Here is a 14,265-nt window from a genome sequence, read left to right as displayed (position 1 = left end):
TGCGGGAGCGGGTTAGGGCGAAGGGCCGTTGTCAGTTCAGGATCCTGGAACGGATCACTTGCGCAATACCTGGTTGCAGGTGATCGGCGATCACCAGATCGGCGCGTTCCTTGATCGCATTATCGGCATTCCCCATAGCGACACCCAGCCCGACGGCCTCAAGCATGCTCAGATCGTTATAGTTGTCACCAAAGGCGACCACCTGATCCATCCCCAATCCCTGAGATTCCACCCACTGCTGCAGGCGTTTGCCTTTGCTGTTACCGCCTTTGGCGATGTCCACCTGGTCATGCCAAGACCATTCACAGGCCAGGCCCAGCTCTTTTTCTACCGTTTCGGCAAATGTGCGCAGCGCCGGGAGATCCCCGTGTGAAGTGGCAAATTTCCAGATAGCCTGCACGTCGTCAGCAGCTTGCACCAGGCTGTTGACCTGTAACAGGGTTGGGCGTTGGGCTTCCGGCAAAGCTTTTGCCCAGGCAAGAGTGCGGGTCACATGGCCACTCGGCTCCTGGTAGAGCATGGCATCATCCACATACATCAGGCCGTGAATACCGCTCTGTTTCAGCATCTGCAATACCAGCTTGGCCTGATCCTTCGCCAACGGATCGGCGGCCAGCACTTTTTTCTGTTGGAAATCGTACAGATAGGTGCCATTACAGCAGATAGCCGGGGTATCTAGCTGTAATGCCTGATAGAAGGGATGAATGGCCACGTGATGGCGGCCAGTCACTACCACCACCTTCACCCCGGCGGCGCGTGCCTCGGCCAGTGCGGCCAGCGATTGTGGCAAGATACGTTTCTGGTTGTCCAGCAGGGTGCCATCTAAATCAAGGGCAATAACACGGTAGCTCATAGCGCTCTCAGTATGGTTAGCAAGAAAATTAACCCGATGGTACACCGGATAACCGTTCGATAAAACCGCGATCAACGCCAGGGTTGTCTTGCCACGGATGTCAGGTAAGCTAGAACAAATCGCAAAACTGAAACCGGTTACTCTTTCTCATTAAGGAAAGCAAATGAAGCAAATCGTTTATGTCGCCAGCCCGGAAAGCCAGCAGATCCACGTTTGGCAGTTAGACGACCAGGGCGCGCTGGCGCTGCTCCAGACGGTCGAGGTGCCGGGGCAGGTGCAACCGATGGCTATCCATCCGGACAGAACCCATCTGTATGTCGGTGTACGTCCGGCATTCGGTATCGTCAGTTACCGCATCGAAGCCGACGGCAGGTTACAGCAAGCGGGCATGGCTCCGTTGCCTGGCAGCCCAACCCATATTTCGACCGATTTGCAGGGCCGTTACCTGTTCTCCGCCTCCTACAGCGGCAACTGTGCCAGCGTTAGCCCGATTGGCCATGATGGCGTGGTGGTAGCGCCAATCCAACAGATTGATGGCCTGACCGCACCGCACTCGGCCAATATCGATCCAACCAACCAACTGCTGCTGGTGCCCTGCCTGAAAGAGGATCGCATCCGCCTGTTTAACCTGAGCCAGGAAGGCAGACTGACGCCACACGCTCAGGCAGGGGTATCGACTGCGGCAGGCGCGGGCCCGCGCCATATGGCGTTTCATCCGAACGACAAATTCGCTTACTGTGTGAATGAGCTGGATGGCACGGTAGACGTGTTCGCCATCAGCGAAAACGGCGGCAAATATACCCTGGTGCAAACCCTGGATGCGATGCCTGCCGATTTTACCGGCACTCGCTGGGCGGCGGATATCCATCTCACGCCAAACGGCCGTTTCCTGTACGTCAGCGATCGCACCGCCAGCATTCTGACGATATTCAGCGTGTCGGAAGAGGGCAGCAGGATTGCGGTCGCTGGCCACCATGCGACGGAAGAGCAACCGCGTGGCTTTAATATCGATCACAGTGGGCGTTTCGTGATCGCGGCGGGGCAGAAATCCGGCCATATCGGCGTTTACCAGATTGACCAGAACAGCGGTGAATTGACCTCGTTGGCGCGTTACCCGGTAGGCAAGGGCCCAATGTGGGTGAGCGTGTTGGCTAAATAATCAGGGTGTAAATCGGGGGCGAAGCGCTTCGCCCCTCAACTGCGTTATTCAACTGCAGCAGCAATCGCCGCCGTCAGGCGTGAGAGCTGCTCTGGCGTAATGATATAAGGTGGCATCAGGTAAATCAGTTTACCGAATGGCCGGATCCAGACGCCACGCTCAACAAAACCCCGCTGCAGCAAGGCCACATCCACCGGTTGGTGCATTTCCACCACGCCAATGGCCCCCAATACCCGCACGTCTGCCACTTTGGGTAACGCCGCCAGCGGCAGCAATTGCTGCTTGAGCTGTGCTTCAATAGCGGCCACCTGCTGTGGCCAAAGGTTTTCCTCAAGCAATGCCAGGCTGGTGCAAGCAACGGCGCAGGCCAGGGGATTGCCCATAAAGGTCGGCCCGTGCATAAAGCAGCCTGCGGCACCGTTACTGAGCGTTTCTGCCACATGGCGCGTGGTCAGGGTGGCTGAAAGCGTCATATAACCGCCGGTCAGCGCCTTGCCCAGGCAGAGAATATCTGGCACGACGTCGGCATGGTCACAGGCAAATAGCTTGCCGGTGCGGCCAAACCCGGTGGCGATTTCGTCAGCAATCAACAGGATCTGGTGGCGATCGCACAACTCCCGAACACGTTTCAGATAGGTTGGATGATAGATGCGCATCCCGCCAGCACCTTGCACCACCGGTTCGAGGATCACGGCGGCGATTTCACCGGCGTGTTGCTCCAGTAATTCGCTGAACGGGGCGATATCCTGTTCGTCCCAAGGCGCATCAAAACGGCACTGAGGTGCGGTGGCAAACAGGTGAGTAGCCAGATAGCCCTGATACAGGCTGTGCATCGAGTTATCCGGATCGCATACCGACATGGCGCCAAAGGTATCGCCGTGATAACCGTGGCGCAGGGTCAGAATTCGCTGCCGCCGCTCCCCACGCGCCTGCCAGTATTGCAGCGCCATTTTTAGCGCAACCTCCACGGCCACAGAGCCGGAATCTGCCAGGAACACGCACTGTAGCGCTTCCGGCGTCATCGTCACCAGCTTGCGGCATAGCGCAATGGCAGCGGGGTGAGTGATGCCGCCGAACATGACGTGCGACATTTGCTCAAGCTGCTGTTTGGCTGCCAGATTGAGCTGCGGGTGATTGTAACCGTGGATGGCGGCCCACCATGAAGACATCCCATCGACCAACTGGCGGCCATCGGCCAGTTGCAGCTCAACGCCGCTGGCAGAGACCACCGGATAACAGGGCAGAGGTTGAGTCATTGACGTATAGGGGTGCCAGATATGGCGTCGATCGAATTCAATATCGCAGGCAGAAAGTGACATTAATCGTAAACCAGATTTTAATAGAATGGTTGACAGTATATCCGCAATATTTACACTGACGATACTTTTTCCTCTTTGGAGACGCCGTGATGGCCGACCGCATTCACTGGACAGTGCAACTTGCCCAGACTCTGTTTGATAAACCCCTGCTCGAACTGCTGTTCGAGGCGCAAACCGTTCACCGCCAACATTTTGATCCACAGCGGGTACAGGTCAGCACGCTGCTGTCGATCAAAACCGGCGCCTGCCCGGAAGATTGTAAGTACTGCCCGCAGAGCTCACGCTATAAAACCGGCCTGGAATCCGAACGCCTGATGCAGGTGGAACAGGTACTGGAATCTGCGCGCAAGGCCAAAGCGGCCGGTTCAAGCCGCTTCTGCATGGGGGCTGCATGGAAAAACCCACATGAGCGCGATATGCCTTATCTGCAGCAGATGGTGCAGGGCGTAAAAGCAATGGGGATGGAAACCTGCATGACGCTGGGCTCGCTGGACAGCTCCCAAGCACAATATCTGGCTGAAGCCGGGCTGGATTATTACAACCATAATCTGGATACCTCGCCAGAGTTTTACGGCAGCATTATTACGACCCGCAGCTACCAGGAACGCCTGGATACCCTGGATAAAGTGCGTGATGCCGGGATCAAGGTCTGCTCCGGTGGTATTGTCGGGCTGGGTGAAACCGTGCGTGACCGTGCCGGCCTGCTTGTGCAGTTAGCCAATCTGCCCACACCGCCGGAAAGCGTGCCGATCAACATGCTGGTGAAAGTGAAGGGCACGCCGTTAGCCGATAACGACGATGTTGATCCCTTCGATTTTATCCGCACCATCGCCATTGCCCGCATTATGATGCCGACATCCTATGTCCGCCTGTCGGCAGGCCGCGAGCAGATGAGCGAGCAGACTCAGGCCATGTGCTTTATGGCTGGCGCCAATTCCATTTTCTATGGCTGCAAATTACTGACCACGCCAAACCCGGAAGAAGACAAGGATCTGCAACTGTTCCGCAAGCTGGGGCTCAACCCGCAGCAAACCTCCACCGAACAGGGCGATAACCAGCAGCAACGGCTACTGACCAAGCAGTTGCTGAGTGCCGATACCGCTGAATTCTACAACGCGGCGCTGTGATGAGCTGGCAGCAACGTATCGAACGAGCGCTGGATGAACGGAAAGCGGTAGCCGCTTACCGACATCGGCAAGTCAATCAGGGCGGCAATGGCCGCCATCTGCAACTCAATGGCCAGAGCTATCTCAACTTTTCCGGTAATGATTATTTGGGGCTCAGCCAACGCGCCGAGGTGATCGCTGCCTGGCAGCAGGGGGCAGAGCGCTATGGCGTTGGCAGCGGGGGCTCAGGCCACGTTACCGGTTTTTCTTACGCTCACCATGAGTTGGAGCAGCAACTGGCACAGTGGCTTGGTTATCCGCGCGCGCTGTTGTTTATCTCTGGCTATGCGGCAAATCAGGCATTATTAGCCGCCATGATGCAGGCAGACGATCGCATTCTGGCGGATAAGCTCAGCCATGCATCGCTATTGGAAGCGGCCACTCACTCACCGGCCCAACTGCGGCGTTTTCGTCACAATCAGCCGCAGGCGTTAGCCGCGTTGTTGCAAAAAAGTGCGCGGGCCAGCAGTTGGCGATCACCGAAGGCGTATTCAGCATGGATGGTGACAGTGCGCCATTGGCGGAATTGCACCGGTTAACGCAGCAGGCCGGTGCCTGGCTGATGGTCGATGATGCACATGGCATTGGCGTGCGTGGTGAGCAGGGACGGGGCAGTTGCTGGCAGCAAGGCGTGCACCCGGAAGTGCTGGTGGTGACCTTCGGCAAAGCCTTCGGTGTCGGTGGTGCCGCTGTGCTGTGCGATGAACCGCTGGCGGAATATCTGCTGCAATTTGCCCGCCACCTGATTTACAGCACAGCCATGCCGCCAGCCCAGGCCTGTGCTTTGCAGGCGGCATTGAGTTGCATCCAGCAGGGGGATGAATTACGCGGCCACTTGCAAGACCATATTCAGCGGTTCCGTACCGGGGTAGCCAACCTGCCGCTTGCGTTGACGGATTCCGATACGGCGATCCAACCGCTATGGGTTGGCGATAACCAGCAAGCGCTTGATTTAGCGCAGCGGCTGCGTGAACAAGGGTTGTGGGTGAGCGCTATCCGCCCACCAACGGTTCCCCCAGGGGGGCCCGATTGCGCATCACTCTAACCGCGGCACATCAGCCGCAGGATATCGATCGTTTGCTGGAGGTGCTGCATGACATCTGCCTTTGATGCGGTCAACAAGCAGGCAGTCGCTTCGGCATTCAGCCGCGCAGCAAATAGTTATGATGCCGCAGCGGTGTTACAACGAGAGGTTGGTGAACGCTTACTGGGGATGGGATGGCAACATCCTGGTCAGTCGGTGTTGGATGCAGGCTGCGGCACCGGTTATTTCAGCCGCCGTTGGCGTGAGCAGGGCAAGCAGGTGACCGCTCTGGATTTGGCGCCCGGCATGTTGGCGTTTGCACGCCAGCAGCAGGCCGCGGAGCATTATTTATTGGGGGATATCGAGCATATTCCCTTGCCCACCGCATCAGTGGATATCTGCTTCAGCAGCCTGGTGGTGCAATGGTGCGGCAGCCTGCCAGGGGCGCTGGCGGAGTTGTACCGCGTTACACGGCCCGGCGGCCTGGTGCTGTTTTCTACCCTGGCGCAAGATTCCCTGCATGAGCTGGGTAATGCCTGGCAACAGGTGGACGGTGAACGCCACGTGAATGCTTTCCTGCCGCCAGAGCAGATTGCTCAGGCCTGTCAGCCCTATCGGCATCATCTGGAAGCGGTTTGGCAAACGCTCAGCTACCCCGACGTCATAGCCCTGATGCGTTCGCTAAAAGGGATCGGCGCGACTCATTTACATCAGGGGCGCGGGGCTGGGTTGCTTTCCCGCCAGCGTTTAGCCGCACTGCAAGCCGCATATCCTTGCCGCAACGGGCAGTTTCCCCTCAGTTATCATCTGGCTTATGGAGTGATTTATCGTGACTAAACGCTGGTTTGTAACCGGAACCGACACCGAAGTGGGTAAAACCGTAGCCAGCTGTGCGTTGTTGCAGGCTGCCAGCGCGGCCGGGTTGCGCTGTGCCGGGTATAAACCGGTGGCCTCAGGCAGTGAGATGACCGCCGATGGGTTACGTAACAGTGACGCGTTGGCTTTGCAGCAGAACAGCAGCGTGGCGCTGGATTACGCCGCAGTAAATCCTTACACCTTCGCTGAACCGACCTCACCGCATATCGTTAGTCAGGATGAAGGGCGGCCCATTTCTCTGGCGCGGCTTTCTGCCGGTTTTCGCCATCTTGAGCGGCAGACTGACTGGCTGCTGGCGGAAGGGGCCGGCGGGTGGTTTACCCCGCTTTCTGAGCAATATACCTTTGCTGATTGGGTGGTGCAGGAACAGTTGCCGGTGATCCTGGTGGTGGGGATTAAGTTGGGGTGCATCAACCACGCCTTGCTCACGGCTCAGGCGGTCCGACTGGCAGGATTACCCCTGGCTGGCTGGATAGCTAATGACATTCACCAACCGGGCAGACGCCATCAGGAATACCTCGCCACACTTTGCCGTATGCTGCCAGCACCGTTGCTGGGTGAGATCCCTTATTTGCCGCAGATAGAGCTTCAGCCGCTAGGGCAGTATCTTGATTTAAACCTGCTGGCTGATTGATTGGGCGTGATGGTCTGCACCGTTTGAGAGCCATGCAGGAACCTGATGGTGCAAGCCCTCCGGGCTATTGCCGCAATGGCGACAGCCCGGCGACAGAGAGCGGCAAATGTCTTTTCTGCAATAACGTCTGTTAGCATTAATCGTCATAACCAAAGCAATATTATTATCAAAAAATAACTAAAAAAACGGCTTCGGCGGTATTTGCAGAGGAAAACCGTTCTTTCTGTAACTCCCGCCCCCGTGGCGTGAAAAGAGTTATCCACTATTCCTGTGGATAACCTTGTGCATGAGAGTTAGAAAAGCGCTCTGAACAGAGAGCCGACGCGGGTTGAGACTCGGTTGTCCGCATTCTCGTCTTTTTATTAAATGTATTTATTATCAATAAGTTAATTAAAATCAAGCCAGCCTTTATCCTGGTGGATTTAACGAGCGATTTTACGCCTGGTTGCTAACCAAAAGTTAATTCGCGGCGCGATCTGGGGATAACAGGTTATTGACAATAAAAATGTAACCTTAACGGTGCATGTATGCCCTGCAAACGTCAGTTAACAACATAAATCAGTTTGAAGCTGGTTTTATATCCAGTATCATAGCCACTGGCGGAAATCGTCAGGGCTTTCCATAATTAGGGGCTGTTTCCGGCAGCGTTCAACTTTTTGCTTTCTGCGGATCAATACCCGGTTCGGCAGCGGGGCGGGGTTTTGCCCTGGCGCCATTTGAAAGATGAAGGGGATATGAGCAAACATTTCAAACTGCATTCAGAATTCAAACCGGCCGGCGATCAGCCGGAAGCTATCCGCAAGCTGGAAGAGGGCCTGGAAGACGGCCTGGCACATCAGACGTTGCTGGGGGTGACCGGTTCAGGCAAGACCTTTACCATCGCCAACGTGATCGCCGATCTAAACCGCCCAACCATGGTGCTGGCACCGAACAAGACGCTGGCGGCGCAGCTTTATGGCGAGATGAAAGAGTTCTTCCCTGAGAATGCGGTTGAGTATTTTGTTTCTTACTACGATTACTACCAGCCAGAAGCCTATGTACCAAGCTCAGACACCTTTATCGAGAAAGATGCCTCGGTAAACGAACATATTGAACAGATGCGCCTTTCGGCGACCAAGGCGTTGCTTGAGCGGCGCGACGTGGTCGTGGTGGCCTCGGTTTCCGCCATTTACGGTCTGGGCGATCCGGATCTTTACCTGAAAATGATGCTGCACCTGACCAAGGGCATGATCATCGATCAGCGTTCGATCCTGCGCCGTCTGGCAGAACTGCAATATACCCGCAACGATCAGGCTTTCCAGCGTGCCACCTTCCGCGTCCGTGGCGAAGTGATCGACATCTTCCCGGCGGAATCTGATGAGCTGGCGCTGCGTGTTGAACTGTTCGACGAAGAGGTAGAGCGCCTGTCGCTGTTTGATCCGCTCACCGGCCAGATTGAGCAAACGGTGCCGCGTTTCACCATTTATCCCAAATCACACTATGTCACCCCGCGTGAGCGTATCGTGCAGGCGATGGAAGACATCAAGGTGGAGTTGGCCCAGCGGCGTAAGGTGCTGCTGGAAAACAACAAGCTGCTGGAAGAACAGCGGTTGTCGCAGCGCACCCAGTTCGACCTGGAGATGATGAACGAACTGGGCTATTGCTCCGGCATTGAAAACTACTCGCGCTACCTCTCCGGCCGTGGCGAGGGTGAGCCGCCACCGACGCTGTTTGACTACCTGCCAGCGGACGGTTTGCTGGTCGTGGACGAATCCCACGTCACCATTCCGCAAATCGGCGGCATGTTCAAAGGTGACCGCTCGCGTAAAGAGACGCTGGTGGAATATGGCTTTCGCCTGCCTTCGGCGCTGGATAACCGGCCAATGCGCTTTGAAGAGTTCGAAGCGCTGGCACCGCAAACCATCTATGTGTCTGCCACGCCGGGCAAATATGAGCTGGAGAAATCCGGTGGCGACATTATCGATCAGGTGGTTCGCCCAACCGGCCTGCTGGATCCGTTAGTGGAAGTCCGGCCGGTTACCACCCAGGTTGACGATCTGCTTTCTGAAATCCGCAAGCGTGTAGCCATCAATGAGCGTGTGCTGGTTACCACGCTGACCAAACGTATGGCGGAAGACCTGACCGAATACCTGGAAGAACACGGCGAGCGGGTGCGTTACCTGCACTCGGATATCGATACGGTGGAACGTGTCGAAATCATTCGTGATTTACGCCTTGGCGAGTTTGACGTGCTGGTCGGTATCAACCTGTTAAGGGAAGGTCTGGACATGCCTGAGGTGTCGCTGGTGGCGATCCTGGACGCAGATAAAGAAGGCTTCCTGCGTTCTGAACGTTCATTGATCCAGACCATTGGCCGCGCGGCGCGTAATCTCAATGGTAAAGCGATTTTGTACGGCGATAGGATCACAGACTCCATGGCCAAGGCGATCGGCGAGACGGAACGCCGCCGCGCCAAGCAGCAAGCGCATAACGAAGCCCATGGCATCGTGCCAAAAGGCCTGAACAAAAAGGTTTCCGATATCCTGCAGCTTGGGCAACCCAGCACGCGTGGCAAAAACAAAGGGAAGGGCAAGGCAGCAGAAAGCGCAGCGCAATACCGCCATCTCACGCCGAAAGCGCTGGAGCAGAAAATCCAGGAGTTGGAAGGCCAAATGTATTCTCACGCACAGAACCTGGAGTTCGAGCAGGCGGCTGCTGTGCGAGATGAAATCCATCATTTGCGTGAGCAGTTTATTGCGTTGTCATAACGTTTTCGCAGGGCTGGGCGTGCCAGCCCGGTAATTTTTCTTGCTGCGCGCCAGTTTGCTGATTAAGGTGTGCGGCCCAGGTATCAGACGAGCTGCCGATCATGACTGCAAACCCATCCAAAGACCCATTACACGGCATCACGCTGGAGCAATTACTCAATAAACTGGTGGAGCATTATGGTTGGGGCGGGCTGGCTGAGCGTATCCGTATCAACTGCTTCAGCAGCGATCCAAGCATCAAGTCCAGCCTCAAATTTTTACGCCGCACCCCGTGGGCACGCAAGCAGGTAGAAGATCTCTATATCAGCCTGGTAAGCGACAATCCGTGGTATCGCGGCAAAGACTAAAAAGGTTAAGTGCGGATTGCCAGTTCGACCAAGGCCTTGTCCAGCGCCAGGCGCAGTAACTGGCGATCGTGGCGGTAAGGAATATCGCTGGCTTCCAAAGGTTGCTGGATCACGATGCGTGCGTCCATTCCACGGGTATCCACCGCCGGGCCGACGATCACGGCATCAATCATCTTACGGCCAATCTTCTCTTCCATCAGCGCCAGTTTGCCTTCCAGCGTCAGAGCGGCAGCGGCCACGCTCAGCTCTTTGCCCAGATTACCGATGTACACCATATTGGCACTGCTGCGCCGCAAGGCCTGAGTCAGATCGTCCAGCAGCAACAGCGGCATCAGGCTGGTAAGGAAACTGCCTGGCCCGATCAGGATCAGATTGGCCTGGGCGATGGCTTCCACTGCTTCACGTGTGGCGTGTACCGGAGGCGAGAGCAACAACTCCTGGGGCATGATCTTTAACTGATCGATATTCACTTCGCCATACACCTGGTGGCCTTCATGATCGTGAGCCATAAGATCCACCGGCTGCTCCGACATCGGGATCAACGCCGCATCGATCTTCAGCAGGCTACGCACCAGGTTGATCGCCTCCAGCGGGCGCACGCTAAGGTGATCCAGGGATTTCAGCATCAGATTGCCCAGGTTATGGCCTGCCAATTCCCCGTTACCGCTGAAGCGGTATTCAAACATCGCAGAAGCGACGCTTGGCTCGGTAATGAGTTGATTAAGGCAATTACGGGTATCCCCCCAGGCGATGCCGCCTTCGGATCGGCGAATGCGGCCGGTAGAACCGCCGTTATCAGTGGTAGTGACGATGCCGGTCAAACGAGAGCCCAACGACGACAAAGACGACATCACGCGGCCAAGACCATGGCCGCCACCTAGTGCCACGACCCGATCAAGATCGGCCAGGGTACGGTTGCGCATATAATTCCTTAACTCAGGGTGGGTAGACTGCCTGCATAAAGTAGCGGATTTGGCGCAAAAACGCGATAAAGAGTGCGATTTGCGTGATTCTGGTCAATTCTTCTGCGTAACGGTTGTTTATTATGGTTAGCACGACTTGAGAAGGTGAAAAAGCGCTATGTATAGAACTATATAGCGAAACTGCACATTGGCTATCGCGTTTGTTTAGCGCTAGAATTCTCAGGAAAACCACGGTTTCGTTCCGGCTGCTCTGGGTAGCGGGGATGAGATCCAAACTCCTAGCCTTTTTACCTACGTTGTTCCACTAACAATAGGGTATCTGGGCCGTGGCGATGTCAGCCACCAGGGTGCAGAGTGGAAACGCTCGCATCTCCCGTATTTGGAAGGTGTTAAGGTGCCGCAACTTATTGATGCTTTTGAGCGTAAATTCTATTATTTGCGCCTGTCGATCACCGACGTGTGTAACTTCCGTTGCACTTACTGCCTGCCGGATGGCTATAAACCGAACGGCAGCCCCAAAACCTTCCTTTCTCTGGATGAAATTCGCCGTGTCAGCCGCGCCTTTGCCGAACTGGGTACTGAAAAAGTACGTTTGACCGGTGGTGAGCCTTCATTGCGCCGTGATTTCACCGACATCATTGCTGCCGTGCGCGAAAACCCGGCGGTGCGTACCCTGGCTGTCACCACCAACGGCTATCGTCTGGCGCGTGACGTGGAAAGCTGGCGTGATGCAGGCCTGACGGCGATAAACGTCAGCGTCGACAGCCTGGATCCGCGTCAGTTTCAGGCCATCACCGGGCAAGACAAGTTCCGCCAGGTTATGGCAGGGATCGATGCCGCCTTTGCCGCCGGTTACAGCAAGGTGAAAGTGAACGCCGTGCTGATGCGTGATGTGAATCACCAGCAGTTGGCCAGCTTCCTCGGCTGGATCAAAGATCGGCCAATCCAACTGCGCTTTATCGAACTGATGGAAACCGGTGACGGCAGTGAACTGTTCCGTAAACACCACGTTTCTGGCGCGGTGATCCGCCAACAGCTGGAGCAGCAAGGCTGGCAGTTGCAGCCGCGTGGCCGCAGCGACGGGCCAGCGCAAGTGTTCAGCCACCCGGATTACCTGGGGGAAGTCGGGTTGATCATGCCGTACGAAAAAGATTTCTGCGCCAGTTGCAACCGCCTGCGGGTTTCCGCCATTGGCAATCTGCACCTGTGCCTGTTTGGTGAACAGGGCATTACCTTACGCGACCTGCTGGTGGATGATGGTCAATTGGAACAACTGAAGATGCGTATTCAGAGCGGGCTGCAAACCAAAAAACAGACCCACTTCCTGCATCAGGGCAACAGCGGTCTTACCCAGAACCTATCGTTTATCGGCGGTTAATCTGCCAGCCCACACTAAACCTGTCCCCTTTTCTTTAGGGGAGAGGGCTAGGGTGAGGGGTTTTCGGCTATAGGAGCACAGCACATAATGAGCCATACCAGCAGTGAATTCATTCCGGCAAAGATTGCCATTCTGACCGTCTCGGATCGTCGCACTGAAGCGGAAGACACCTCAGGCCAGTATCTGCAGGATGCCGCCCAGGCGGCAGGCCATCAAGTGGTGGCGCGTGCTCTGGTCAAAGACAATATTTATCAGATCCGTGCACAGGTTTCCGCGTGGATTGCCAGTGATGACGTGCAGGCCGTGCTGATCAATGGCGGTACCGGTTTTACCGCCGGTGATAATACGCCAGAAGCGCTGCTGGCGCTGTTTGATCGCGAAGTGGAAGGGTTTGGTGAACTGTTCCGCATGGTGTCATTTGAAGATATCGGCACTTCGACCATCCAGTCACGTGCCCTTGCCGGTATGGCAAACCAGACGATCATTTTCGCCATGCCGGGTTCCACCCGCGCCTGCCGCACCGCCTGGGAGCGCATCATTGAAGAACAGTTGGACGCACGCCATCGTCCGTGCAATTTCCTACCTCATTTGAAGAAGTAATTTATGACACAGCTAACTCACATTAACGCCGCAGGCGAAGCGCATATGGTGGATGTTTCCGCCAAGGCGGAGACGGTGCGTGAAGCCCGTGCCGAGGCGTATGTTGAAATGCAGGCGGCTACCCTGGCGATGATTATCGAAGGCAGTCACCACAAGGGCGACGTCTTCGCCACGGCGCGTATTGCCGGTATTCAGGCGGCGAAGCGCACCTGGGAGCTGATCCCTCTGTGCCATCCGCTGATGTTGAGCAAGGTGGAAGTCCAGCTTGAAGCGCAGCCAGAATATAACCGCGTGCGCATTGAAACCTGCTGCCGCCTTACCGGTAAAACCGGGGTAGAAATGGAGGCCCTGACGGCCGCTTCGGTAGCCGCATTGACCATCTACGATATGTGTAAAGCGGTGCAAAAAGACATGGTGATTGGCCCGGTGCGGCTACTGGCGAAAAGCGGTGGCAAGTCCGGTGATTTTAAGGTGGGATCATGATTAATATTCTGTTTTTCGCGCAGGTGCGCGAACTGGTCGGAACCGGCATGTTGAGCGTACCGGCCCAATACCTGACGGTAGAAGATCTGCGTAAAGCGCTGTGCGAACGCGGTGATCGTTGGGCGCTGGCGCTGGAGTCCGGCAAACTGCTGACGGCGGTCAATCAGTCGCTGGTGGCGGCTGAGCATCCGCTACAGGCTGGTGACGAAGTCGCTTTCTTTCCACCGGTAACCGGGGGTTAACTGTGGAGAATACCCGTATCCGCGTAGGCGTTGAGCCGTTTAACGTCGGTGATGAATACCAATGGCTGGCTCAGTGTGATGATGACGGCGCGGTAGTCACTTTTACCGGTAAGGTGCGCAACCACAATCTGGGGGATGATGTCAGTGCATTGTCGCTGGAGCACTATCCAGGCATGACCGAGAAGGCACTCGAAGAGATCGTTATTGAGGCGCGCGCTCGTTGGCCATTACAACGGGCAACGGTGATCCACCGTATCGGTGACCTGTTCCCTGGTGATGAGATTGTGTTTGTCGGCGTCACCGGTGCTCACCGCAGCCAGGCCTTCGAAGCGGCGCAATTCATCATGGATTACCTGAAAACCCGTGCACCGTTCTGGAAGCGTGAGGCCACCGGCCAAGGTGAGCGTTGGGTCGAGGCGCGGGATTCGGATAAGCAGGCGGCAAAGCGTTGGTAAATAGCCGCTCAACGGTTGAAATAAATCAGTAAAGCCTAAGGCTTGAAAGGCGACAGGTA

The 14,265-nt window shown here is 56.0% G+C and carries 14 protein-coding genes, 1 pseudogene and 1 riboswitch; of the genes and pseudogenes, 12 read left to right on the top strand and 3 right to left on the bottom strand.

Going from position 1 to position 14,265, the window contains the following annotated elements; all coding sequences use genetic code 11:
* Positions 1–31: 31 nt before the first annotated feature.
* Positions 32–853 carry a pyridoxal phosphatase gene (locus ACQ86O_RS24340; protein ID WP_431223220.1) on the bottom strand — a complete coding sequence of 274 codons (822 nt, stop codon included), beginning with the start codon at positions 851–853 and terminating at the stop codon, positions 32–34.
* Positions 854–1,016: 163 nt separating this feature from the next.
* Between ACQ86O_RS24340 and pgl the strand changes: the two genes are divergently transcribed.
* Positions 1,017–2,012 carry a 6-phosphogluconolactonase gene (gene pgl, locus ACQ86O_RS24335; protein ID WP_431223219.1) on the top strand — a complete coding sequence of 332 codons (996 nt, stop codon included), beginning with the start codon at positions 1,017–1,019 and terminating at the stop codon, positions 2,010–2,012.
* 44 nt (positions 2,013–2,056) lie between these two features.
* On the opposite strand, the gene bioA is transcribed toward pgl, so the two are convergent.
* Positions 2,057–3,331 (bottom strand): adenosylmethionine--8-amino-7-oxononanoate transaminase, encoded by a 1,275-nt coding sequence (gene bioA, locus ACQ86O_RS24330; protein WP_431223218.1) that lies wholly within the window; start codon positions 3,329–3,331, stop codon positions 2,057–2,059.
* An 89-nt stretch (positions 3,332–3,420) separates the two neighbouring features.
* Here bioA and bioB point away from each other — a divergent pair, with 89 nt between their 5' ends.
* From bioB to ACQ86O_RS24300, 6 genes and pseudogenes are all read left to right on the top strand, one after another.
* Positions 3,421–4,458, top strand: coding sequence for a biotin synthase BioB (gene bioB, locus ACQ86O_RS24325; RefSeq protein WP_431223217.1), 1,038 nt, complete (start codon positions 3,421–3,423; stop codon positions 4,456–4,458).
* A pseudogene (gene bioF / locus ACQ86O_RS24320) lies at positions 4,458–5,607 on the top strand (8-amino-7-oxononanoate synthase). The gene bioB and the pseudogene bioF overlap by 1 nt, the downstream one beginning before the upstream one ends.
* On the top strand, positions 5,591–6,358 hold the full coding sequence (gene bioC / locus ACQ86O_RS24315) for a malonyl-ACP O-methyltransferase BioC (protein WP_431223216.1): 768 nt from the start codon (positions 5,591–5,593) through the stop codon (positions 6,356–6,358). The pseudogene bioF and the gene bioC overlap by 17 nt, the downstream one beginning before the upstream one ends.
* Positions 6,351–7,031 carry a dethiobiotin synthase gene (bioD, locus tag ACQ86O_RS24310; RefSeq protein WP_431223215.1) on the top strand — a complete coding sequence of 227 codons (681 nt, stop codon included), beginning with the start codon at positions 6,351–6,353 and terminating at the stop codon, positions 7,029–7,031. The genes bioC and bioD overlap by 8 nt, the downstream gene beginning before the upstream one ends.
* 734 nt (positions 7,032–7,765) lie before the next feature.
* A complete protein-coding gene (gene uvrB / locus ACQ86O_RS24305) occupies positions 7,766–9,778 on the top strand; it encodes an excinuclease ABC subunit UvrB (RefSeq protein ID WP_431223214.1) in 2,013 nt (670 codons plus the stop codon).
* Positions 9,779–9,879: 101 nt separating this feature from the next.
* Entirely contained in the window at positions 9,880–10,125 is a 246-nt protein-coding gene (locus ACQ86O_RS24300) for a VF530 family DNA-binding protein (protein WP_431223213.1), read from the top strand.
* Between the two features lie 5 nt (positions 10,126–10,130).
* On the opposite strand, the gene yvcK is transcribed toward ACQ86O_RS24300, so the two are convergent.
* A complete protein-coding gene (gene yvcK / locus ACQ86O_RS24295; protein WP_431223212.1) occupies positions 10,131–11,048 on the bottom strand; it encodes a uridine diphosphate-N-acetylglucosamine-binding protein YvcK in 918 nt (305 codons plus the stop codon).
* 263 nt (positions 11,049–11,311) lie between these two features.
* Positions 11,312–11,453: riboswitch (molybdenum cofactor riboswitch) on the top strand.
* On the opposite strand from yvcK, the gene moaA reads away from it, so the two are divergent.
* The 5 genes from moaA (at position 11,443) to moaE (ending at position 14,206) form a co-directional block, all read left to right on the top strand.
* Positions 11,443–12,426, top strand: a complete 984-nt coding sequence (gene moaA, locus ACQ86O_RS24290; protein WP_431223211.1) for a GTP 3',8-cyclase MoaA — start codon at positions 11,443–11,445, stop codon at positions 12,424–12,426. Its footprint overlaps the riboswitch before it by 11 nt.
* Positions 12,427–12,513: 87 nt before the next feature.
* On the top strand, positions 12,514–13,026 hold the full coding sequence (gene moaB, locus ACQ86O_RS24285) for a molybdenum cofactor biosynthesis protein B (protein ID WP_431223210.1): 513 nt from the start codon (positions 12,514–12,516) through the stop codon (positions 13,024–13,026).
* Positions 13,027–13,029: 3 nt separating this feature from the next.
* Positions 13,030–13,509 (top strand): cyclic pyranopterin monophosphate synthase MoaC, encoded by a 480-nt coding sequence (gene moaC / locus ACQ86O_RS24280; protein ID WP_431223209.1) that lies wholly within the window; start codon positions 13,030–13,032, stop codon positions 13,507–13,509.
* Entirely contained in the window at positions 13,506–13,751 is a 246-nt protein-coding gene (gene moaD / locus ACQ86O_RS24275) for a molybdopterin synthase sulfur carrier subunit (RefSeq protein ID WP_431223208.1), read from the top strand. The genes moaC and moaD overlap by 4 nt, the downstream gene beginning before the upstream one ends.
* 2 nt (positions 13,752–13,753) lie before the next feature.
* Positions 13,754–14,206 carry a molybdopterin synthase catalytic subunit MoaE gene (gene moaE, locus ACQ86O_RS24270; RefSeq protein WP_431223207.1) on the top strand — a complete coding sequence of 151 codons (453 nt, stop codon included), beginning with the start codon at positions 13,754–13,756 and terminating at the stop codon, positions 14,204–14,206.
* Positions 14,207–14,265: the final 59 nt, after the last annotated feature.

This window comes from Serratia sp. L9 (assembly GCF_050632285.1).
Taxonomy (GTDB): Bacteria; Pseudomonadota; Gammaproteobacteria; order Enterobacterales; family Enterobacteriaceae; genus Chania.
This window is presented reverse-complemented; position numbering and strand designations above follow the sequence as displayed.

Bases quoted from the DNA above. Each gene is read 5' to 3' on its own strand.
- ACQ86O_RS24340 (WP_431223220.1), bottom strand. From the start codon at position 853: ATGAGCTACCGTGTTATTGCCCTTGATTTAGATGGCACCCTGCTGGAC.
- pgl (WP_431223219.1), top strand. From the start codon at position 1,017: ATGAAGCAAATCGTTTATGTCGCCAGCCCGGAAAGCCAGCAGATCCAC.
- bioA (WP_431223218.1), bottom strand. From the start codon at position 3,331: ATGTCACTTTCTGCCTGCGATATTGAATTCGATCGACGCCATATCTGG.
- bioB (WP_431223217.1), top strand. From the start codon at position 3,421: ATGGCCGACCGCATTCACTGGACAGTGCAACTTGCCCAGACTCTGTTT.
- bioC (WP_431223216.1), top strand. From the start codon at position 5,591: ATGACATCTGCCTTTGATGCGGTCAACAAGCAGGCAGTCGCTTCGGCA.
- uvrB (WP_431223214.1), top strand. From the start codon at position 7,766: ATGAGCAAACATTTCAAACTGCATTCAGAATTCAAACCGGCCGGCGAT.
- ACQ86O_RS24300 (WP_431223213.1), top strand. From the start codon at position 9,880: ATGACTGCAAACCCATCCAAAGACCCATTACACGGCATCACGCTGGAG.
- yvcK (WP_431223212.1), bottom strand. From the start codon at position 11,048: ATGCGCAACCGTACCCTGGCCGATCTTGATCGGGTCGTGGCACTAGGT.
- moaB (WP_431223210.1), top strand. From the start codon at position 12,514: ATGAGCCATACCAGCAGTGAATTCATTCCGGCAAAGATTGCCATTCTG.
- moaC (WP_431223209.1), top strand. From the start codon at position 13,030: ATGACACAGCTAACTCACATTAACGCCGCAGGCGAAGCGCATATGGTG.
- moaD (WP_431223208.1), top strand. From the start codon at position 13,506: ATGATTAATATTCTGTTTTTCGCGCAGGTGCGCGAACTGGTCGGAACC.